The organism is Staphylococcus sp. HGB0015 (genome assembly GCF_000411275.1).
Classification (GTDB): Bacteria; Bacillota; Bacilli; order Staphylococcales; family Staphylococcaceae; genus Staphylococcus; species Staphylococcus schleiferi.
Genome location: NZ_KE150418.1, coordinates 434,853 through 458,473, shown reverse-complemented (window position 1 = coordinate 458,473; position 23,621 = coordinate 434,853). Strand labels below are relative to the sequence as shown.

Below are 23,621 nucleotides of genomic sequence, written 5' to 3'. Positions count from 1 at the left end.
TATAGGAGGCGTCACGCATGTCTATCGACACACTGATTGAAAATGAATTAGAACCTTATTTAATTGATATTGATTATGGTAATTACTATGCTAAATCATTTATCCAACAACTTTTCACAGAAGGCCATTTTTCAGAAAACAATCTCATAAAAAATGCACAGTCTATCGAAAAAGTCTCAGAAGCTTGTCTGACTACGGGCTTTTGTTTATGGTGCCAACTGGCCTTCTCTACTTATTTAAAACAAGCAAAACAACCCGCACTCTATCGCGATTTGCAACAGAAAATTTTATCAGGCGAAGTATTGGGGGCTACGGGTTTATCTAACCCGATGAAATCTTTCAATGATCTTGAAAGTTTTAACTTAACACATGTTGATCATGCCGATACAATCGTAGTCAATGGACAACTACCTGCCGTAAGTAATATTGGATCTGACCACTATTTTGGTGCGATTTCTCAACATCAAAATAATGGAGAACTGGTTATGTTTATTATACGTGCCAATACAGCAGGGCTCACGTTAGAAGAAAAATCAAATTTCTTGGGCGTCAATGGTTCTGCTACATATCGCATTACTTTTGATGAAGTCAACGTGACTAAAGACCAAATTATTACTAAAAAGGCCGAACAATTTGCTTCAGCCATACGCCCACAATTTATTGCACTTCAAATTCCAATTGCACTTGGCGCGATTAAAAGTTCATTAGACTTAATCCGTCAATTTTCAAATGCACAAAACGGCATCAACACTTATTTAGAGTATGACGTTGAAGCTTATGAACAAAGGTATCATCAGTTACATCAACAATTTTATACCTTACTTGAAAGTCATCAAGACACGTTACAAACAAAACTTTTAGAGCTCGTTCAACTAAAAAAAGCGCTCGGCTATCTTTTATTAGAAGTCAATCAAGCTTCCATGGTCAATGGCGGCTCTCGTGCTTATTCACCCAAAGCACCACAAGCGCGTAAACTCAAAGAAGGCTTTTTCTTTGCCGCACTGACGCCTACATTAAGACATTTAGGCAAACTCGAGGCCACGCTACAAGCACGATAATACCGCATCTTCAACAATTTGAAATCAACGGCTTCTTCCTCTATGGATCAATGGCCATCACTGACCGGTTTGCGTATGGGTTAATAATCCACTTTACGTAAACCGAGTTATTCTTTTTAATTCACTTCCACTATCTTTCTCCCCAAAATCCATCTAGATTAAGAAACATTTTTATCACGCACCCTATTCCTGAATTCCAACGTAGACTAAGGTGCAATAGCTATATTTATGTCTATACTGTGACCAATATCTGAAAATAAAGTTTTTTTCTCTTTACAATTTTGTGAACTATGTTATATTTCATGTAAGGGTTTACATTATGTGTAAGGAGCTGTCGCAAATGAAACAATGCACATGGGAAACGTTCAAAACATTGATACATGATGGCGATGTGATTGGTTTAGCTGCACTCACTGTTTCTAACCTTCCTACAGCTTTACTCTATGGATTAGCAGAGCAGTATGACGATACAGCTTCACCTGCGCATCTCACTTTTATGTTAGCAAATGACATTAGTACAGGAGGCCATACGATTGATTTAGACCATTTCATTCAACGCAATATGGTCGATCGCATCATCATGAGTATAATGACGGCTTCCCCTTTGACAGCGCAAGCGATTCAATCGAATCAAGTTGAGGCGTATTTCTTACCACAAGGTGTGATTGCTACACATTATCGTCAAACCAATCACCTCACACCAGGTATCATCACTAAAATCGGTCTTCATACACATATTGACCCGCGATATAAAGGCGGTAAAGCCAATGAAAAAACACAAGAATCTTTAGTCTCTTTAATTAATATGGAGGGGGAGGAATTTCTTCATTATCATTTACCAGCCATTAATATTGCACTCTTAAGAGGCACTTATGCTGATGAAAAAGGCAATATTTATATGGATGAAGAAGCGCACCTTGGCGAAAGTTACAGTGTTGCATTAAATGCCAAAGCCCATCACGGAACAGTCGTTGTTCAAGTGAAAGCTATTGTTGATAGTCGTCAACAAAATCCAAATCATGTTTTTATACCAGGTTCTCTCGTTGATTACGTTTATGTTGTCGAAGATATCGCCTATCACCGACAATTGATTCAAACACAATATAGCCCTGCGCTATCCGGGCAAATGCGTGTGGCGTCATTGCCGGAGCCACCCTTGCCATTCAGTATACGAAAATTAATTTTACGTCGGGCGGCTCAATTTTTAACAAAAGGCGATACGATTAGCATTGGCTTTGGAATCAATAACGAACTCACGAACCTCCTGCATGAGGAGCGTGTGGAACATCTGGTCCAACCGATTATGGATATTGGCATATTTGGTGGTTTTATCGGAAGTCGTGACTACTACGGTATGAATTTTAACGTTGATGCCCGTATGCGCCACGATTTAACTTGGGATTTCATTTATAACGGTGGGATTTCAATCGCATTTATGAGTTTTGCAGAAGTTGATCAATACGGTCATGTCAATGTCTCATATTTCGGTCATCGAATGAATGGCTGTGGCGGTTTCATTGACATTAGTCAGTCTGTCCAAAAAATTGTTTTCTCTGGCACATTAGTTGCTAGGGGTCAACTGAGTGTGTCGAATCAAGGCTTACATGTTGAACAAGAAGGGCAGACGCAAAAATTTGTCTCAAACGTATCCAATATTGACTTTAATGCGGATTAAGCCAAGTCACTTCAGCAAGAAATCTATTATGTGACAGAACGTGCCGTCTTTCAACTCACTCAAGATGGATTGATGCTAATAGAAATCGCACCCGGACTAGATATAGAACGAGATGTCATTGCTCAAATGGGCTTTAGACCGCTCGTTTCCAAGAATCTGAAAACCACCGACACATCCATTTATCATCACGTATGGGGGGCGCTTTTAGATCGCATACAGACAGAAGCATGACGATCAAAACGAAACAAGGGGGTATATTTATGAATTTCGACTGGATCAAAACACGCGCAGATTTTGATGTTGAAAAACCAGCTGTCATCGATCCATTTAAAGGGACACAATGGACATATCAACAACTCAATATTCGTGCGGATAATATGGCACATTATCTCGAGTCACAAGGGGTTCAACAAGGAGATGTCATTGGTATATTTGCACCTAATGATGTCGCCATATTGGATTTATTATTTGCCTCATTCAAAATGGGCGCAGTCTTTCTTCCTATCAACTGGCGACTTAACCCGAAAGAAATTGCCGGTGTTGTGTCAGATTCAGGTTTAAAAATTCTTTTTTACGCAGAAAAGCATTTGAGTTCACTTAATGAGATCAATCCTGATTATTTGCATATGGATATAGATTCAGATGCATACAATCAAATAGTTGACCCCTCTCAACATCACGTTTACAAAGCCAAAGCCGTTGAGCCAACAGATCTCGCTACATTGATTTATACAAGTGGCACAACAGGTGTGCCAAAGGGCGTCATGTTTTCCTATGAATCATTCGTCAACAACGGCGCAAATGTTGAATTGACTTACAAATTCAACTCCGAGTATTTAACCATTATTTCAACACCGATGTTTCATGTACTCGGCTTTAACGATACGGTTCTTCCTACTTTAATGTCCGGTGGCACGCTTGTTTTACAACGTTATTTCAATGGCGAGGAACTCAATGACCTCATCGCACAATATCATCCTGACTTTTTGATTATGATTCCAACCATGTATTACAGCACATTGAACCAAAAAAACTTTAATCCTGACGATTTTAGAGCCATCAAGTTTGTTATTCAAGGCGGCTCGCAACCTTTACCCAGTATCCAACAAGCATTCAAAAAATATGGCATCAACATTATTAATGGCTACGGTTTAACTGAAGCCCCTCTTGTCATGGTCAATACACCTGAAAATGCACGTCACAAACCGATGAGTATAGGTAAATCGGTCATGTTTGTCGACGCAAAAGTGTTGGATGAAGATAAAAACGAAGTGGGCGATGGCGAAATTGGGGAGTTGGCCATTCGCTCTAAAAATGTGACACCTGGATATTGGGGACAGCCTGAAGAAACGAAAAAATCTTTCCATAATCAGTACTTCTTAACAGGGGATCTCGCTAAAAAAGATGAAGATGGTGATATTTACATCATTAATCGTAAGAAAGAACTCATTATCACTGGTGGCGAAAATGTCTTACCATCAGAAGTTGAAAATGCCTTAGCTGAGCATCCGTTAATTGATCGATGCGTTGTCGTGGGTTATGAACATCCAAAATATGGAGAATCTATCGCCGCGGCTATTATTTTACGAGAAAAAGTACCTGACTATGTTGAACAATTGGACAAGCATATGCGAGAACGACTTGCCGGCTACAAAGTGCCACGGATGTATTTACCAGTCACACATATGCCACTGAATTCCACACAAAAGCCAGACAAACTCGTAATTCGTGAAATGATGAATTCAAAAGTGAATAAAGAGTCATCTTCTGAAGCCAATCACAATGCATAAGGGACACATCGTATACACAATTTTGAGGAGGAATGTCAAATGACGACTGAAAAAGAAGCAAGATTGAAACAACTTTACCCTGAAGATATTTTAAGCATTTCCAAAATGTTAACCGATGGCGAATTGACATTACTTGAAGAGCTCAATCATCTGTTAGAAAGCAAATATCGCAAAGACATTAATCAACATTGGGTCAATGCAACTGTTCCAGAAGATTATTTTAAAGATATCGGTGACTTGAATTATTTTAGTCATCCCCTACTCTTTAAAGATCGTGAAAATGCAAAAACACCGAGCCAACTGTTTCAATTTTTCATGTCTTACACAATTGCACGCTTCGATGTCTCACTCGCTACTTTATTAGGGGTACATCAAGGACTCGGTCATAATACGTTTTTATTTGGTGGTAGCAAAGAACAAGTGGCCAAATATGTACCTAAATTACAGTCTCATGAACTGAGAACTTGTTTTGCGTTAACTGAGCCTGATCACGGTTCTGACGTTGCGGGTGGTTTAGAAACTGTCGCTGAGCAACGTGGTGATGAGTGGGTGTTAAATGGTGCCAAAAAATGGATTGGTGGCGCCCATGTTTCGGATGTCATCCCTGTATTTGCGATTAATAAAGCGACAGGGAAGCCACATTGCTTTATTGTGACACCTGATCAAGAAGGCGTCGACATTGAAATTTTAGAAAATAAAATTGCTTTACGTATTGTCCCTAATGCACTGATCCACCTTAATCAAGTGACAGTAAAAGAGTCTGACCGCTTACAAAACATTACAAGCTTTAAAGATATTGCTAAGATTCTTTACTCTACACGCGCAGGCGTCGCATATATGGCTACCGGCGCACTTGCTGGGACATTGCGTGCCACACTCGATTATGTAAAAGAACGTCAACAATTCGGAAAATCAATTAGTCAATTTCAACTTGTTCAAGAGAAACTGGCGATGATTCAAGGTAATCTCACACATGCGATGGCGATGTGTGCACAGCTGGCACGCATGCAAGAAAATGGTGAATATGATGAGGTCGCAACATCTACAGCCAAAATGATGAATACGTTACGACTTCGAGAGTCTGTTGCGATGGGACGCGGCATAACTGGAGGTAATGGTATTTTAGCAGACACGTATGACATTGCACGCTTTTTCTCAGATGCTGAAGCCATGTACACGTACGAAGGGACACATGAAATTAATGCCCTCGTCATTGGCCGCGCATTAACAGGAACTTCCGCATTTATTTAAATCATTTATGCTTTGAAAGTCACCTGTCACACAATGTCATATTAATTAAGCTTGAAATTGCTTAGAAATGGAGGAATGATGATGACGATCAGAAAAGTTACAATCCTTGGTGCTGGTACAATGGGCGCACAATTAGCCGCAGTATTGGTCAATGCAGGATTAAAAGTTAAATTATTAGATATCGTATTAGACGAATCAGATCCAAATCAAATTTCTAAAGCAGCATACGAACGAATCACACACCCTAAGAAGCCGTTGTTATTCGATTTAGATTTTGCTTCAAATCTTTCTTATGGCAACTTTAACGATGACTTAGAAAATGATGATGCTGACTTGTATTTAGAAGCTGTTAAAGAAGACTTAAGCGTCAAACACGAAATATGGAAAAGCGTCGCACAGTCTGCACCTGCTCATGCTTACTTTGCAACGAACACATCAGGAATACCGATTGAGGCTATCGCAAAAGTTTTTAATGACGCAGACAAAGCGCGTTTTATGGGATTACATTTCTTTAACCCACCTCGTATTATGAAATTGGTCGAATTAATACCGAATCAACAAACACGTAGAGAGATTATTGATGAGATGCATACTTTCACTGAAGATGTCTTAGGTAAAGGCGTCATTGTCGTGAATGATGTACCCGGATTTGTTGCAAACCGTGTCGGCACACAAACAATGAATGATATTATGTACCGCGCAGAGCAACAAAATTTATCTATTCCTGAAGTCGATACACTCACAGGACAGATTATCGGGCGTCCAAAAACAGGCACTTATGCATTGTCTGACTTAGTTGGGTTAGACATTGCCGTTTCCGTAACGCGTGGTATGCAACAATCAGAAAAAGAAAAACCCTACTTCAAAGATGTTACTTTAGTCAATCAACTCTATGAAGCGGGCGCACTGGGTCGAAAAACGAAACAAGGCTTCTATAAGAAAGATAAAAAGCAGCATCAAAGACTTGTTTTCGATCCAAAACAACAAGATTATATTCAAGTTGAAGCGCCTCAACTCCCAATATTGGCAGAATTCAACAAAGACTTAGCGCACAATTTAGATGTCATCTTTAATGCGAAAGACCCTGCCGGACTATTTTTATGGGAAACGTTGCGTAACAATTTCTATTACGCTGCGATCAATGTCCCATACGCCACTAGTGATTTCCGTGATATCGATCGCGCAATTGTATGGGGATTCAACTGGAAACTCGGCCCATTTCAGCTTTGGGATTTAATGGGCTTTGAGCGTGTGAAAGCACGGCTACAATCTGAACTGGGTGACTTGCCAGAGTGGATTGAAGCACATGAAGATGGTTTCTATCAAGAAGGCGAAACGATTGCACATGTGACACCTGTTTCAGAAATGATTGATGAAGTCATTTGGAATCGTGATGATTCACAATTAGCAATTGTTAACAGTCGTCAACTTTTATTTAAGCTACAAAGTAAAAATAACGTTATCACTGACGGCTTTAATGATGATTTGGTCGACGCGATTGACGTATTAGAAAACGAAGCCTACTCAAGTATGGTGATCTACGCAGAAGGCCCCCACTTTAGTGTAGGGGCGAACCTCTATGCGATGAAAGAAGCACATGAAGCTCAAAAAGTAGAAGAATGGGTCGCACCTGCAATCGAAAAGCTTCATTCAAGTTTCAACCGCTTAAAATATAGTACGAAGCCTATTGTGACTGCGGTTCAAGGCCGAGCATTAGGTGGCGGCTGTGAACTGGTGCTTCATTCTCCATTTGTCGTTGCAAGTAGTGAAACGTATATCGGCTTAGTGGAGGCAGGTGTAGGTTTATTACCAAGTGGCGGAGGACTTGCTGAATTAGCTGGACGTATTCTCCAAACTGACCACCTGCTTAATGATAAACAAGCCTCTATGTCACAACGGTTACAAACAATTGGACTTGCTAAAGTTTCTACCAATGCCTTTGAAGCACGCCGTTATGGCTTTTTGAAACCGACAGACAGCATCATTTTTAATCAAGATCGACGTGTAGAAGTTGCTTTAAAACGGGCACAATTCGAAGCTGATGCACATTATAGACCTGAACCTAAGCGTCAATACATTGCCTTAGGTCAAGATTTTCTCGCCTTAGCTAAAGGTCAACTTGACGCACAACGCGAAGGCCATTTTATTAGCGATCATGACTATGATATCGCGGTACGTATTGCAACAGTGCTGTCGGGCGGAAACTTACCGCGCAACACTTATATCAATCAACGCTATATGCAAAAACTAGAGAAACAACATTTTATTGCACTTTTAAAAACAGAACCAACATATGACCGTATCAGTTATATGTTAAAAAATGGAAAGCCTTTAAGAAATTAAGTTTGTTGAGAAAGGATGATGAATATGCGTGAAGCCTATATTGTCGCATACGGACGGTCGGCAGCAGCTAAATCAAAAAACGGTGCCATGTTTCACGAAAGACCTGATGAAGTGGCAGCTCAAGTTTTATCAGGCGTCTTAAAACGGGTTGGCGGCCAATTTCGCTTTGATATGGTCGATGATGTCATTGTCGGAAATGCTTTTCCTGAAGGTTTACAAGGTCAAAACATCGCCAGAACAATTGCATTAAGAGCAGGTCTACCGGAGTCCGTACCCGGTCAAACCGTCAATCGTTATTGTTCATCTGGATTACAAACAATTGCGCTCGCAGCCAATCAGATTATAGCGGGCCAAGGGGATATCATTGTCGCAGGCGGCGTAGAACTGATGAGTGCAGTACCTATGGGAGGAAATGAACCAACCAACAATCCCATCTTAGAGGATCAAAATGTAGGCGTTTCAACGCCTATGGGTCTTACAGCTGAGAATGTTGCACAAACATACAAAGTTTCTCGAGAAGACCAAGATGCCTATGCCGTACAAAGTCATCAACGTGCTGCACGTGCACAGCGAGAGGGTAAATTTGAAGATGAGATTATACCTATCGATGTTCACAAGGTTGAATATGATGCTGAAGGTCCACAGGTACATGTAAAAACGTTTGACCAAGATGAATTTATACGCCCTGATACGAACGTTGAAACGTTGCGTAAATTACCGACCGTATTTAAATCAGACGGAACAGTCACAGCCGCAACTTCTGCACCGCTTTCTGATGGAACAGGCTTTGTCGTCGTCATGTCTGGGGAGAAAGTAAAAGCACTCAATGTCAAACCTATCGCCCGCTTTGTGAGTTTTAAAGCAGTCGGCGTAGATCCAAAACTTATGGGTATCGGCCCTGTTTACGCCATTCCTGAAGTGTTAAAATCTGCCAACTTAACGATTGATGATATTGATTTAGTTGAATTGAATGAAGCCTTTGCAGCCCAAACGTTAGCTTCTATGCGAGAAACAGGACTCAGTGCTGATAAAACGAATGTTAATGGGGGTGCCATTGCATTAGGCCACCCACTCGGTGCAACGGGTGCGATGCTTACCGCACGTTTACTCTCTGAAATGAAAAAACGACCAGACACACGTTACGGCATGGTGACAATGTGTATTGGTGTCGGCATGGGTGCTGCCGGTATCTTTGAAATGGTCCGTGAATAAAGCACATTAATCACATTGGAGAAAGTCGAAAACACAAAAATAAAAACGGAGTCAAGACAAGCGATGCGGATCAATCGCATAAAGTCTGACTCCGTTTGTTTATTGCATACGCTTAAGCGATTACTTTTGCCCGTATGCCAATTGATGAATCGTTTTAAATTGTTTAACGGTGATTTCATTAGCATGTGCTTTTTGATAATTTTGGCGGACTTTAAAGTAACGCTTTTTCAAATGTACATCGCGTAATGCTTGTTTTAATGCCGCTGCTTCATCCTCTTTTGAGAATAAATTTTGAGGTGCCGTATACGTGCGATTATGTGCAATAGCTGCATAGCCTAAAATCAGCATATCGTAATTGAAAGCTTTGCGAACGGCATCGATAATTTCGCCACCTTCATTAATATCCAAATAAATGTCGCACTTTTGATACAACTTTTCGACTGTACTTAATTCAATCGCTTGATATAATCGAACATTTTTATAACGCTCAAGTTGAGTGAGTACCGACGACATCTCAGTGACAGCGCCAATATGGAATGTCGCAAATGGACAGGACTCTATGATTGAAGCGATATGATGAATTTGATCGGTGTTTGTCATTGTGAGGATTTGGAGTTGATATGTGCTCGTCTTTTCATATTGATACAAATAACCGCCGTCATGAATAACTTCACGTGCATCTTCACTAACCGCTTCAGCAATTGCTTCATATTCTTCTTTATGTGTCACTACAATTTGGAAATCTCTTTGGCCTGTATCGTTATTAAAAATTAATTCCATATTGCCTGGGACATTCCCTTTACAATATTCTTGCCAATAGAGGACATCTTGCCCTGTATGATTCAGATAATACAGCACTGAGAAAGGCGTTCCTAATGAGTTCACCACAAAGTGGCTTAAGTCAATCTCCAACGCTTCTAAGAAAAAGGTTAAAAATGCGATATGACTTTCAAAGTGGTACTGCTCACCTTTCCAATTTAATACGACTGATTGCGCTAAGAAATTGTAGTAGATGACATCTTTACCGTCTTGATCAAAATAGCGTCTAAAAATCATGTTTCTATTTAAATCATAAACCGTTTGTGCAAAAAGCACGCCATGTTGCGTATAATGATCCACATACTGCAACTTTCCTTGTTGATTCAACCACTCAACATGACTCACATGACGGCGTTTTTCACCCGGTCTATACCGAATCATTGCGCGTTTTTGACTCATATCTTTAACCCAAGCTTCTTCATTATTCCCTTCTATTTCCCAAAATCTAGGGACAGGAACTGCATTGAAATAAAGCGGACGTCCATTTTTAGGTGCACGATAGCTCGCGAAAAATTGGTACGGTGTTATCATTCCTTCAGGCAAAAAACCATCATCTTCTAGCACAATCGTTGGCGCTTGTTCACCAGCTAAACTTAAAGAATCATATAATGCTTTTGTTTCACTATCAAAATGTTCGAACAAATTAACCATGTTGCACCTCTTCTACTAAGTCTTTCCAATTTTGTTGAATATTTTCTAATAAGTAAGGACGTGCAATTCGATAAGAGGTATCGTGTGGCTTTTTAGGTCCATGATTAAAGTATTGCACCATCGCATCCGCAAGACGCTGAATAATCGCCTCATTGCCCTCTTCTTTGACATCAATTGGAATGAGATATCCATTTTTTCCATCTCGAATAAACGTTGGATTGCCATAATTCACATCAAAACCAATCATGCCTAACCCAGAACCAACCGCTTCCATCAACGTTAAACCAAATCCCTCACTCGTAGAAGCTGCCGCAAAGAGCTTGTAATCTGTATAAACATCGTCTAATTTGACATGACCTAGCAATTGAATAAAGTCTTCTGCCTGATGACTTTGAATTAAATCTTGAAGCTGCGCTCTTTCGCCACCTTCACCATAAATATCGAATGTGAGCTTTGGCACTTCTTTTTTAGCAATCACCGCTGCTCGTACGAGCCAATCTATATGTTTCTCACTCGCCAATCTTGACGCCGTAATCATTGAATAAGGTTTACGTTTTTTGTTTGGCTTGCGCAGTTGATCTAAACATCCTACTGGAATTGTAAAAATTTTAGGCGTTGCATTTAAATATTTCTTAAATTGCTGAGCTAAAATTTCTTTTTGACGTTCTGTTGCAGTAATATAAAAATCAACCTCTTTATGGTTTGTAAATTGATATTCATAATAGTTATTCCACAAAATGTGATGTTCGTCCGTCGCATTTTACTGAAATGTTCCGCGTGTACAACCACCCCTAACTTGCTGTCGCCACTATTTTGCATCATAGCTTGACCTACTTCAGTCGCACGATCAAAAATCACAATATCGTCAGCTGTTAAATTTAATTTTTGGAAGAAATAGGCCACAAACGCTTCTTTAGTATAAAGTTTGGCGTCTTTCATCGCATAAATATGCGTGCCACCATCAATATATTCTGTATAAGCTACTGAACCATCTTCATTGTAAAATTGGCGCATAAAAAGTTTCGCTTTATTGTCATAAGGCGCATAATATTCTGAAAAAGTTCGCACATAGCTGTAGTAATCTTTACGTACAAGCTTGCCATTAATAACAAATTCAGCAAAATCAACAATATCCTCATGTTCATTTTTTAAATAACAAGTGACATAGCTATCCCCTTGCCCCATTGTTAGCCATCTGACCTTGCCTTGTTGTTCTTCTTTCACCACATCGGCATGTAAGCTTGCTTTAATATCATCTAATGTATAAGAAGTCGGTGCAATCTTAATATCTGTAAAATACTGATATAGCCAAATGACCTCTTCATCTTTGAAGCCTATATTTTCTGTAAGGGTTTGTATATTTTCAGAACTCATAAATTCTAAAAACACAAATTTTAATGGCATTTTTAGTTCTCGTAGCAATTTAGCACGATACATTTGTGCATACTCGACACCGCTACTCGCCCACCCAATACCAAAATTAATATTATAAATTGTCAATTTGAAATCACCTCTTCTAATTCGGAAAATGCACGATTAATCTGTCCTTCTCATCAAAACCTGTAATACTTTGACAAAGGTATTTCACGATATCTTTTTTGATGGCTTCTCTCATCAGCTCAAATGATTCGAGCGCGACACGATGATACTCAAAAATAGGATTACGTTTCCCGTTTTGGCGTGCATTCACACTTGATTTTAATTTTTGTAAATGATCCACCTGTTTAATCCAATTACTGTCCACTGCTTTTAAAATCGCCTTTTGTACAAATTGTGTGTAAAAATACGTATTTAATTTCGCTTGTTGATATTGCAATTGTTCTTCAAATAACTGCATTAAATATTGAATAACCTCATCCGAGTTATTTAAATTCAATGCTGATATTTCACTTGTAAACTGAAAGCTTAAATTTTTATAAATATAATCAATGAGCATGCCTTCAGACACGGTCGCTTTTTTAACAAGTGTGGTAAACACTTCATGCGCGATACTTTCAAGTTGCTGATGCTCTATTTTGGTCATGTTCAGAATGTGATTCCGTTCTTCATAAATCAATTCACGTTGCGCACTAATACTTTTTTCAAATTCATTGGACGTTTCTCGTGTTTGTGTCCCTTGTTCTTCTGACACCCTTTGGGCACGTTGCACAATTTTTTTAATACGTCGTTGAAAAACAAGGCTATTTTGAAGCGTATCGGCATCCATTTCCATCAATTTGTCCATGTTTAAAGCCTTTGTATCTCCCCATCGTTTAACCAAATAATCATCAATGGAAATGTAAATTTGAGACGTCCCAGGATCCCCTTGTCTACCCGAGCGGCCTCTTAACTGACGATCCACACGACTATTTTCCATATGATCACTTATTATGACCGCTAAGCCCCCTAATGCTTTCACACCATCTGCCAATTTAATGTCCGTCCCACGACCAGCCATACTGGTTGCTACGGTAACTGCTTTTAACTGCCCTGCTTCTGCAATCATTTGTGCTTCTTTCGCAACATTTTGTGCAATCAACAAATTATTCGGTATGTCAAGGTCAAAAAATGCACTTGAAAAATATTCTGCCATTTCTGCAGTACGTGTAATCACAAGGACAGGACGTTGTTCCTGATAAAGCGCTTGAACCCGTTCAATAATGGCGATATTTTTATCTTCAGCATTTCTAAAAACACGGTCTGGAAAGTCTTGTCTTTGAATCGGCTTGTCAGTTGGAATTTGGACGACCACTTTCGTATATAAATCCAAAAATTCTTTTTCACCTAATTTGCTTGTTGCCGACATCCCGGAAAAAACATTAAATTGTTTAAACAAATTTTGAAAAGTAATGGTCGCCATCACACTTCTATCCATCGTAATTTCAACATTTTCTTTCGCCTCTAACGATTGATGTAAGCCAGATTGAAGTTTCGTACCTGGCATCATGCGTCCAGTAATGCGATCTATTAATACGATTTCACCTTGAAAAACAAAGTAGTCAAAGTTATTCTCAAACAAATGTCGCGCTCTTAAAGCTAAATTAATATTGCGCACTAAATCGAAATAAGGGGCCTCAAAAATATTTTCAACACCAAAGTATGCATTTGCTGCGTCAATACCTTGATCTGTTAGCCAAATTTCTTTTTTTGTTTTCTTCATTTCGAAATGTTGCTTTTCCACTAGCGTTTCTACAAACGTTTTGACCACCTTAAACAAGTTGGATTGAAGACGAGGCGCACCTGAAATGACGAGTGGGGTTTGTGCAGAATCTAAAATAATAGAGTCCACTTCATCGATAATGCCGTAATTCAGTTTGGGTAGGAATTTACCTTCTTTACTATCTGCTAAATTATCAATTAAATAATCAAAGCCAAGCCGTCCACCTGTCGTATAGATAATGTCATGATTATAAATCGCTTGCTTCTCGCCCTTTTCATATTGATGCTCTGGATCTTCAACAAAGCCTAAAGCGATAGTGATTCCTAACCATTCAAATAATGGTTGCATCTCTAAAAAATCTCGCTTCGCCAAATAATCATTGGTCGTAATAAGGTAAGCCCCTTTTCCAGACAATGCATTCAAGTACAAAGGTAACGTTGCTGTAAGCGTCTTACCTTCTCCTGTTTGCATCTCAGCGATATTACCTTCATGCAAAACAATCGCACCCAAAACTTGGACATCTTTAGGAAACATCCCTAACACACGCCAGCTTGCTTCTCTCACAACGGCATAGGCTTCTGGCAAGAGGTCATCCAATGTCAACCCTTGCTCTAATTTCTTTTTAAATTCCGTTGTTTTTTGTTGAAGCGCCTCATCAGGTAAAGCACGATACGCTTCTTGATAGCGATTAATCCGGTTCAATATTTTTTTAAGCTTTTTTAAACGAACTTGGTTAATTGTTTCATGAATGCGATTTGTCATCATTGCTCACCTCCACACACCTTGTCAGTTTGTAACATGGCAAGATGTCGACTTGGATTCAATAGGGGTTCGACTAACCGAAACGCTTCTGTATCCAAATGGGTTTCCGTTTGATAAACGACAACATGCGCGGTATCAGTATTCATTTCGACTTCATCATGATTTGGCCATTGGGTCACAAATGCTGTGCCTTTCATATGCGCTGTCATGACACACGCCATTGCAATGGAACGTGAATGATAACCTATGAAATGAAGTGAACATTGCTTTCCTAACACGTTAATCCGTGCCGTCAAATTTGATATCACTTGCGCTAAAGATGCTACGTCCCAATTGTGCACTGTGATGCAGTTCGGGAACTGGCGAAGCGCACTGTTGCTGATTCCATCTTTTTCGACAAATACGATATTCACTATAGGGAGACGTGGCACTTTATTTTGGATATCACTGATGTATAGTTGCACATCCAGTTGTGCATCTTCTCCTTCTTTAATACAGATTTGACGAAATTTCACAACTTTTGAAGCGGCATTTATCATTTGAAGTTCATAATTAAACGCCTGTTGTGGCATGCGTACTTCCGCTTCATGCCCACGAATAATTTGAACATCACAGACCGTGTTATCACGATGTTTAAAAATAATTTTAAAATAGATGCCATGTGAAGGTTCCACATCATAATCAAATTTAAAATGATAAGTCTGATCTTTCTTTAAAATTGGCAACGTGGGTATCGTTTTATCTTTCTGAAAATTTGTCATCATTTTCCATTGGTGTATGACAATCCCAGACGGCATTAATTCATTTTGAAAGGCTGTCTCTGACGCATGAAATCGAAATTGTGTCCCATACATAAATGTAGCGGACGTGATTTGTGTCCATCGAATATTAAAACTATTCTTTTCTTTCATGTGTCACTCTCCCAAATCGACTCTCAAGAATCATATTGTAAAAATTAACAAACCAGTTTGTAATCGTTGCCGAATCATCATTATGTCGCCCCGGTATACTGCGACTCATCACACGGACATGCTGGCGTGATAAAAGCGGCAACAGCATATTAAATGCTTCGATATCATAATCATCATCTTCCATATATGACACAGCAACAGTGGTCTCTTTAATATTCGACTGCTCTAAAACATTCCAAAATCTCCGGTTGAGTCTTTGAATTGCATCCGCATCCATTGCTTTTTCATTCTTCATCAACACGTCAATCGCGGTTCCAAATTCTTCAGGTCGTTTTAAACGCATACATTCAGCGATAGTCCCAATATTCACCAGTGGCTTTCCAACAACGATTGCTGCTGGTTTTAACTGTGCGCCATAATATAAAGCGCCAAATGATCCCATCGAAAGCCCGGATAAGATTAAATCATCATCTTTAAAACCAAGAAATTTCAACTTATCTTGAATCACTTTAATAATGTTGGATTCAAAAGACTTTGAGCCTAAATAAAATGCGCCTCCTTCTACTCTCGGATCAGCGATAAGTAGGAATGGCGTTTTAAACTTACGCATCATATAAAATCCTTCAAACCCTTCGGCAGTTCGATAACCACTGAAATAGACATTGAGGGGTGGCTTCAAATCGCCGGGATCAAAATAATGAAAAAACTCTTCTCGATTTTCATCGACATAACGTTCTCCACCTAAAATACATTGCCCCATCTCCATTCGAGACCATCTTTTGTGTATCGCACCTACCCGTAAAGTTCCGCTTCCTTTCGCTTTTGCAGTAATAAGAATATATGCGTCCTCATCTGCCACCGGTATTTCTAAAGGATGTTTCAGTTCTTCACCTTTTAAGACAAATTCTCGACTAAATTTTCCAGCTGTCCCAAAATCCAATAATCGAAGTGTAAATGAAACTTCAACACGGCCCGTGACAGTATACTCAGGCCATATTTGAATCACTTTCTCACGATCATAAACTAAATAATTTTGCCACGATAAAATGGGCTTAAAGTCTTTTCCAAAATCTCCAGTGAGCACAATCGCATGGCTTCCGTCATAGTAAGCGTCCCCTTTAAATCTTGAATTGACGATACAAGTATGAGGCGCAATCTTATCCCCATACTGTCCTGAGAACGATAAGGCTAACAACTTATGAATACATTCTTCAGAAGTCTTATAGTGAAATGGACGAATCATCCGCTCACGAACCAATGGCTCTGATTTAAATTTTGAGCCCCAAAATTGTTGATCAATATAAGTGTTGTACGGTGTAGTGACATTTTGTAAAGCCTTCATTAAAGGTTGCGAATAAGCAGTTTGTACAAAAATAAGGTCATATGTTTTATCATTCAAATATTCATTGTATGTCGCTTTATCTTCTAACGCACGGGTTGTTAAGAATTGAAAAACAACCTCCTCTTTCGTTAAAAAGTGCGATGACAAATCATTACCGCCTATTTGCAAGACTTTATATTTACGCGCCATTTTCATCACCCACTATCCAATGCGCTAATTGTTTGACGATTTGATGAGATGCATAATGTTTGGCTAACTTCATCGAATAAGCAAAAGCGCGGTTCCAATTTTTTAAATGATTTAAGAAGTAATCTGTCGCAATCGCCAAATCATCAATATGATGAAGAAGATAACCATTCACGCCATGTTGGACATAGTCTGTAGGATTACGATTAATCTGTGGTAAACCTGCCCCAATTGAACATATTTGTAAAAACAAATCTGGCTCGTCACTTAGATCAATAATGAGTCGCATCGTCGCAATTGCTTCAACAAGTTGATTTTCAAAAGGCACTTTTTTCAACACAACATATTTGATTGCTTCATCACCTACGATATCGCGAATCATTTCAGGTGTTGTGTTATTTTCACTCAATTCCTGATTGATTTGCTGCACCGTTTCATTAATCCATGACGGTATCACATCATATGCTTTACTCAACAATTCCACACGAACTTGTGGATGCTGTTGCATTTCCACTTTCAATTGCGCCATTGTGCGTTCGAATAGTAATGGGTCGATTCCGTCTATCCATACACCTATCTTCATTTCGTGAAGCTGACTACTGATATTCGCATGAACTTGAACATCAAAAGGCGTAATACGCATAATTTGATTGTCACATTGAAATTGCTTTTGATAATGCGAAAGACGTTCCTCATTATCAACCGTATCTACAAGCCAGTAACGTCCTTTTTTAATTGAAGCAAACTCATTTTCAGGTTCTGCACTTTTTCTGCCTTGAAATATGGAAAAACAGAGCTGTTCACATGGAATGTGCGCCGCAACCAAATGATTGTGGCGTATATCCGATGCAACAATCACCGATTCAATAGGTGTGTCCGTACGATCTATATATCGTTGGAACCATTCATGAATAATGTCTGTCATATGTGCATAAGTGATTTGATTAAAAAGATGTTGATATTTGTGATGAATTTCAACTTTTCCAGTAGCGCCATCTTCTTTCATCACCCAGTCACCATCAAATGTCATATAAAGTTGATAATCTATCTGTCCTTTATCGTCATAAACCATCACACTAGATAGAAAACCGCGATCATCAAAAATATAACGTCGGCATTTCACATCGTTTTCAAATGTCTCTATCCAAATGAGATAGCCCTCTTGACTAAAATAGATATTTGAATACTGAGACTCCGCAGTGATTGCACGAATATAAAATGGCATATATATAAACTCTGTTTCTTCAGGCCAATTGAGTCGTCGATAGTCCACAGATTGTGGCGTTTGATGTTTAAAGCCTTGAATCTCATCAAATAATGACCAATAATGTGCATCAAACAAGTCATGTCGATGTAAAAATGTACGTAAATCAGGACTATAATTTAATAGCACAAGTTCAAATGGCTGCTCATTTTTAAGATGCATGCCCATCAGACTGATCAAATCATCAAATTCTGTTTTAGTTTTTTTAAAAAAGATGGGTTTGGCATGGCTTTGCCACCAATTCTCATCGCTATACCACGCCGGGATAAAACATTTCATAATTGTCTCCTCACCAATATTGTTTTAAAACATGTTGATACTTATCGAAATAGAGATAGGTTCTAAACGTATCTGCAATATTAATCGCAATATAAACTAAAATAATCAATTGTACGGCTAAATATATTTGTTGAGACAAATGCGGGATAAATAATGAGCAATACAGCGGTATGCCAATGATAATCCCGACAATAAACGTTCCAAACCAACATATTCTTGTAGCCATGCGATTGAGATAAGCGGATGTCTCTTTTCCAGGCCGCACACCTATAAAATAATTTCCACTTTTCAAGAAATTTTTTGAATTTTGCTTCGTATTAATCATTAACCGTGACAGAAAATACCCTAATACGATTTGTATTAATAAATACGTACTGATGCCGATATAATTATCGAAAGAAAAAATTTTAATATGGGCAGTCCGTCCTATCGTTAAACTCAGTGCTAGATTTAACGTACTATTTAATAGTAGAAAGACAGATAAACCAATCATGATGGATAGACTTCCACCTGGATTGAGTTTCCATGCTAAATAATTCACCGTATTTTCTTTTGAAATATCTAAAATATCTTGATATTTTGTTCGGTATTCTATTAATTCAATCAGTAATAAAGTAAATAGCGCTGCCACAATCAATACAGTGACAATGATGATTTCGTATGTTTCTATATTTAATTTAGGTCCATGCTGATTAAATATAGATCTCACAATACTTAACATAACGATTGGCATTGGCCCGGCAACGCCATTTCTTACATTTTGATCGGCAAGCCAAACGAGCATCATTGAGCCCGCAATTAAAATTAATAATAAAAGCAATGCATTGGATTGTTTTAAATGACTATGATAAACGAATTGATTTAAAACAAAGCAGCCTTGCACAATACTCAAAATTAAAGTCAGAAACTTTTCTTTAAAATGCTTTTCCGCTCGTGTTTGTCTCATCGATTTCTCAATGTTTTTGTAAGACCATAAGCTAATAATAAGCATTGCTGTCAACCATGGACCGAGTCCAAGTGAAAAAACATTCAATCTTGAAATATCTCCACCCATATTAGAAACAGCAGCCTATAAAACCCATTGCCATGATGTTTCATTGCATGTGCACTGATGATTGGAACATGGCTTCCTAATATGTATATCAATAAAATAAGAATTGTGAACAGTATTCTTTTGTGTAGAATTTTGTACTCGTATTGTTTAAAAATACGCTTAATCATATTACCTCTCACATTAACCCTCTTTTATATAAAACATGGGGTCAAAGGGGCTATCCCTTTGACTTTATTGTTCTAGCCCCTTCTACCATGTTTGAACTTAATTTTATTGTTCAGATGATTGTTGATCATCCTTTTTATCTTTTTTAGATTTTCTTAACAATCCAAGACCTGCAAACATTGCTGCAACCGCTGCAAACAAGCCACTTTGTGATGTTGTTTGACCCGTATCTGGTAATGTTTGTTCAGATTCTTTTGCTTGTTGCATTTGCGTGTCTGATGATTGCATTCTTTGAGCATCCATCGAAGGCGTCGCATCTGTCATTGCATTCATAGCAGATGATTCGCTATCAGATGAAGTTTGAGACATTGACGTACTTGCTGATCCGCTTGCTGACAATGATGTGCTCACTGACGTACTTGTTGATCCACTTGCTGACAATGACGTACTCATTGACGTACTTGCTAATCCGCTTGCTGACAATGACGTACTCATTGACGTACTTGCTAATCCGCTTGCTGACAATGATGTACTCGTTGACGTACTTGTTGATCCGCTTTCTGACGTTGATGTGCTCATTGACATACTTGTTGATCCACTTGCTGACAATGACGTACTCATCGATTGCGATTCTTTAACAGAAAGGCTCATTGATACACTTTCGTATGTTGACAAGCTATCTGATGCACTTGTAGACATACTTACTGAATCACTCATATGATGAGACGCTGATAATGACGCACTTTCATCTGCACTTACAGACATCGCTTCTGATACAGATGTACTTGTTGAAGTACTCAACGAAGCACTTGTTGACGCGCTCACTGCTTCAGATACAGCTTGCGTTACACTTGCTGACAGTGATGCTTCTGTTGATGTTGAAGCTTCCGCACTTGCCATTTCACTCAATGATGCACTCATAGATTGACTATTCAAACGCGCTTCTTCTACTGAATGACTTAACGATGCTTTGTCAGAGTTCGATGCTGAAATCGATGCACTTGAAGCTGTACTTATCGATGCGCTTGTTGATGCTTTTTCTACGATTGAAGTAGAAGTTGATGCACTTTCTGCAGCTTTTTGTGAAGCTTTTTCATATTCTGAAAGGCTTGCTGATTTTGAAAGTGATGCTGACTCACTTGTCGAATGTTGTACAGACTGATGTGCTGACTTAGACAATGATGCTTGTTCTGATTTCGACGCAATTTGTGATTGAGATGCCGTATTTTTCATCGAAGTACTTTCAGATACACGTTGACTCATGGATGCTTGTTCAGAAGCCCTCACTACACCTGATTGACTCGCTGATGTACTTACTGATGTAGAAGCGACTGTTGAATCACTTGTCGATGTACTTGCTGATAATGATGCTGACTCAGCTGAAGCAATCTCACTTGGCGTGTGATTTTTGTGGCTTTCAATTGCGCTTGTTGATAACGATGTGCTCATCGACGCACTAGCCAAACGTGAAGCTGACAATGATTGTTGATCTTTAAGGCTCACGCTAGACGCATTTGACATAGAATCAACAGTAGATTTGCTTGTTGATGCACTTACAGACTCACTGATTAACTCAGATACATTAGTAGGAAGTTTATAAGACGTTGACGTACTCATTGATTCACTAATTACACCGATTGGTAAATCTGTTGTTAATGGTTTGCCTGTTGAAGTCATCACATGTGTCGCAGATTCAGATGCTGACGTACTTACCGATGTTGATGTGCTCGCTGATTCAGACTCGCTTGCTTTGTTCACTGATTCAGATGTTGATGTGCTCACTGATGTTGACGTACTTGCTGAAGCCGACTCGCTTGCTTTGCTTGCCGACTCAGATGTTGATGCACTCACTGAAGTTGAAGTACTTGATGATGTCGACTCACTTGCTTTGCTTGTCGACTCAGATGTCGAAGCACTTACTGACGTTGATGTGCTCACTGATACTGACTCGCTTACTTTGTTCACAGACTCAGATGTTGACGTACTTACTGAAGCGGACTCGCTCGCTTTGTTCACTGATTCAGATGCTGATGCACTTTCTGATGTCGACTCACTTGCTGATACCGATTCGCTCGCTTTATTTGCAGACTCAGATGTCGAAGCACTTACTGACGTTGATGTGCTCGCTGATACTGATTCGCTCGCTTTGTTCGCTGACTCAGATGTAGACGTACTTACTGATGTCGATGTGCTTGCTGATGCGGACTCGCTTACTTTGTTCACTGATTCAGATGCTGATGCACTCACTGATGTTGATGTGCTTGTTGAAGCTGACTCACTTGTTTTGTTCGCCGATTCAGATGCTGATGTGCTCGCTGATGCAGACTCGCTCGCTTTACTTGTCGACTCAGATGTTGAAGCACTTACTGATGTTGATGTGCTTGCTGAAATGGATTCGCTCGCTTTATTTGCAGACTCAGATGTCGAAGCACTTACTGACGTTGATGTGCTCACTGATACCGATTCGCTTGCTTTATTTACCGACTCAGATTCTGATGCACTCACTGACGTTGACGTGCTTGTAGAAGTTGACTCACTTGTTTTGTTCGCCGATTCAGATGCTGATGTGCTCGCTGATGCAGACTCGCTTGCTTTGTTCACTGATTCAGATGTTGACGCACTTTCCGACGTTGACGTGCTCGCTGATGCAGACTCGCTTGCTGCTACTGACTCGCTTGTTTTGTTCGCCGATTCAGATACTGATGTGCTCACTGATGTTGATGTGCTTGCTGATACTGACTCGCTTGCTTTATTTGCCGACTCAGATTCTGATGCACTCACTGACGTTGAAGCACTGTTAGATACAGATGTTGAAGCTGAATCACTCACCGATGTTGACGCACTTGTTGACGTCGATTCACTCGCCACTCGGTTTGATGTAGACACAGATTCGCTTGTCGATACTGATGCACTCTTAGCTGCTGATGTGGAATCTGATTCACTTGTTGATACAGATTCGCTCTTAGCTAACGACGCGGAATTCGATTCACTTACTGAAGTTGAATCACTTATCGATGTCGATGCAGAAGCTGATTCGCTTACCGATGTTGACGCACTTGTCGATTTTGACTCGCTTGCTACTCGGTTTGATGTTGAATCTGATTCACTTGTCGATGCTGATTCGCTCTTAGCTACTGATGTAGAGTTTGATTCACTCACCGCTTTTGATGTGCTTGTAGAAGTTGACTCACTCGCTACTCGATTTGATGTAGAGACAGATTCACTTGTCGATACTGATGCACTCTTAGCTGCTGATGCAGAGTCTGATTCACTCACCGATGTTGACGTACTTGCTGATGCTGACTCGCTTGCTTTATTCGCAGACTCAGATGCTGATGTGCTTACTGACGTTGAAGCACTTGTTGACGTCGATTCACTTGCTACTCGAGCTGAAGTAGATGCTGATGTGCTCGCTGATGCTGATTCGCTTGCTTTGTTTGCCGACTCAGATGTTGAAGCACTTACTGATGTTGAAGCACTTGTTGACGTTGATTCGCTTGCTTCTCGGTTTGATGTTGAAGCTGATTCACTTGTCGATGCTGATGCACTCTTAGCTGCTGATGTTGAGTCTGACTCGCTCACTGATGTTGACGCACTTGTCGATGTCGACTCGCTTGCTACTTGATTTGATGTTGAAACGGACTCACTTGTCGATACTGATGCACTCTTAGCTACTGACGCAGAATTTGAATCACTCACTGACGTTGATGTGCTTGTCGA

At 39.5% G+C, this 23,621-nt stretch carries 12 protein-coding genes and 3 pseudogenes; 7 read left to right on the top strand and 8 right to left on the bottom strand.

The genetic code is table 11. The features are described 5' to 3' along the window. The first annotated feature begins 17 nt into the window (after positions 1-17). From HMPREF1208_RS08645 to HMPREF1208_RS08620, 6 genes and pseudogenes are all read left to right on the top strand, one after another. Complete coding sequence (locus HMPREF1208_RS08645) at positions 18-1,058, top strand: acyl-CoA/acyl-ACP dehydrogenase (RefSeq protein ID WP_016425990.1); 1,041 nt, start codon at positions 18-20, stop codon at positions 1,056-1,058. A 340-nt stretch (positions 1,059-1,398) separates the two neighbouring features. Then, positions 1,399-2,964: pseudogene (gene fadX / locus HMPREF1208_RS08640) on the top strand (fatty acid degradation protein FadX). A 29-nt stretch (positions 2,965-2,993) separates the two neighbouring features. Next, on the top strand, positions 2,994-4,523 hold the full coding sequence (gene fadD, locus HMPREF1208_RS08635) for a long-chain-fatty-acid--CoA ligase FadD (RefSeq protein WP_016425988.1): 1,530 nt from the start codon (positions 2,994-2,996) through the stop codon (positions 4,521-4,523). 39 nt (positions 4,524-4,562) lie between these two features. After that, the gene (gene fadE, locus HMPREF1208_RS08630; protein WP_016425987.1) at positions 4,563-5,774 is read left to right on the top strand and encodes an acyl-CoA dehydrogenase FadE; all 1,212 of its coding nucleotides are present in this window, start codon (positions 4,563-4,565) and stop codon (positions 5,772-5,774) included. Positions 5,775-5,855: 81 nt separating this feature from the next. After that, the gene (fadB, locus tag HMPREF1208_RS08625; RefSeq protein WP_016425986.1) at positions 5,856-8,117 is read left to right on the top strand and encodes a 3-hydroxyacyl-CoA dehydrogenase/crotonase FadB; all 2,262 of its coding nucleotides are present in this window, start codon (positions 5,856-5,858) and stop codon (positions 8,115-8,117) included. Between the two features lie 24 nt (positions 8,118-8,141). Further along, a complete protein-coding gene (locus HMPREF1208_RS08620; protein WP_016425985.1) occupies positions 8,142-9,329 on the top strand; it encodes a thiolase family protein in 1,188 nt (395 codons plus the stop codon). Positions 9,330-9,449: 120 nt separating this feature from the next. Here the strand turns inward: HMPREF1208_RS08620 and gtfB are convergent, their stop codons facing one another. From gtfB to HMPREF1208_RS12525, 8 genes and pseudogenes are all read right to left on the bottom strand, one after another. Continuing rightward, positions 9,450-10,799: an accessory Sec system glycosylation chaperone GtfB gene (gtfB, locus tag HMPREF1208_RS08615; protein WP_016425984.1), complete on the bottom strand. Its 1,350-nt coding sequence runs from the start codon at positions 10,797-10,799 to the stop codon at positions 9,450-9,452. Then, positions 10,792-12,299, bottom strand: a pseudogene (gtfA, locus tag HMPREF1208_RS08610) (accessory Sec system glycosyltransferase GtfA). The gene gtfB and the pseudogene gtfA overlap by 8 nt, the downstream one beginning before the upstream one ends. A gap of 16 nt (positions 12,300-12,315) precedes the next feature. Continuing rightward, positions 12,316-14,700 (bottom strand): accessory Sec system translocase SecA2, encoded by a 2,385-nt coding sequence (gene secA2 / locus HMPREF1208_RS08605; RefSeq protein WP_037559559.1) that lies wholly within the window; start codon positions 14,698-14,700, stop codon positions 12,316-12,318. Next, a complete protein-coding gene (gene asp3, locus HMPREF1208_RS08600) occupies positions 14,700-15,611 on the bottom strand; it encodes an accessory Sec system protein Asp3 (RefSeq protein WP_016425980.1) in 912 nt (303 codons plus the stop codon). Before asp3 ends, secA2 begins: the two co-directional genes overlap by 1 nt. Beyond that, positions 15,595-17,142, bottom strand: coding sequence for an accessory Sec system protein Asp2 (gene asp2 / locus HMPREF1208_RS08595; RefSeq protein WP_037559429.1), 1,548 nt, complete (start codon positions 17,140-17,142; stop codon positions 15,595-15,597). Before asp2 ends, asp3 begins: the two co-directional genes overlap by 17 nt. Further along, positions 17,132-18,682 (bottom strand): accessory Sec system protein Asp1, encoded by a 1,551-nt coding sequence (gene asp1, locus HMPREF1208_RS08590; protein ID WP_016425978.1) that lies wholly within the window; start codon positions 18,680-18,682, stop codon positions 17,132-17,134. Before asp1 ends, asp2 begins: the two co-directional genes overlap by 11 nt. Before the next feature lie 10 nt (positions 18,683-18,692). Then, a pseudogene (gene secY2 / locus HMPREF1208_RS08585) lies at positions 18,693-19,903 on the bottom strand (accessory Sec system protein translocase subunit SecY2). A 103-nt stretch (positions 19,904-20,006) separates the two neighbouring features. Next, complete coding sequence (locus HMPREF1208_RS12525; RefSeq protein WP_244944010.1) at positions 20,007-21,578, bottom strand: LPXTG cell wall anchor domain-containing protein; 1,572 nt, start codon at positions 21,576-21,578, stop codon at positions 20,007-20,009. Here HMPREF1208_RS12525 and HMPREF1208_RS12520 point away from each other — a divergent pair. Beyond that, on the top strand, positions 21,562-23,526 hold the full coding sequence (locus HMPREF1208_RS12520) for a hypothetical protein (RefSeq protein ID WP_016425975.1): 1,965 nt from the start codon (positions 21,562-21,564) through the stop codon (positions 23,524-23,526). The two genes, HMPREF1208_RS12525 and HMPREF1208_RS12520, sit on opposite strands and share 17 nt — an antisense overlap. The last annotated feature ends 95 nt before the right edge of the window (positions 23,527-23,621 follow it).

Excerpts from the sequence above, each read along its gene's own strand:
- HMPREF1208_RS08620 (WP_016425985.1), top strand. The coding sequence starts at position 8,142 with ATGCGTGAAGCCTATATTGTCGCATACGGACGGTCGGCAGCAGCTAAA.
- HMPREF1208_RS08645 (WP_016425990.1), top strand. The coding sequence starts at position 18 with ATGTCTATCGACACACTGATTGAAAATGAATTAGAACCTTATTTAATT.
- secA2 (WP_037559559.1), bottom strand. The coding sequence starts at position 14,700 with ATGACAAATCGCATTCATGAAACAATTAACCAAGTTCGTTTAAAAAAG.
- HMPREF1208_RS12525 (WP_244944010.1), bottom strand. The coding sequence starts at position 21,578 with ATGACTTCAACAGGCAAACCATTAACAACAGATTTACCAATCGGTGTA.
- fadB (WP_016425986.1), top strand. The coding sequence starts at position 5,856 with ATGACGATCAGAAAAGTTACAATCCTTGGTGCTGGTACAATGGGCGCA.
- asp3 (WP_016425980.1), bottom strand. The coding sequence starts at position 15,611 with ATGAAAGAAAAGAATAGTTTTAATATTCGATGGACACAAATCACGTCC.
- asp1 (WP_016425978.1), bottom strand. The coding sequence starts at position 18,682 with ATGAAATGTTTTATCCCGGCGTGGTATAGCGATGAGAATTGGTGGCAA.
- gtfB (WP_016425984.1), bottom strand. The coding sequence starts at position 10,799 with ATGGTTAATTTGTTCGAACATTTTGATAGTGAAACAAAAGCATTATAT.
- fadD (WP_016425988.1), top strand. The coding sequence starts at position 2,994 with ATGAATTTCGACTGGATCAAAACACGCGCAGATTTTGATGTTGAAAAA.
- asp2 (WP_037559429.1), bottom strand. The coding sequence starts at position 17,142 with ATGGCGCGTAAATATAAAGTCTTGCAAATAGGCGGTAATGATTTGTCA.
- fadE (WP_016425987.1), top strand. The coding sequence starts at position 4,563 with ATGACGACTGAAAAAGAAGCAAGATTGAAACAACTTTACCCTGAAGAT.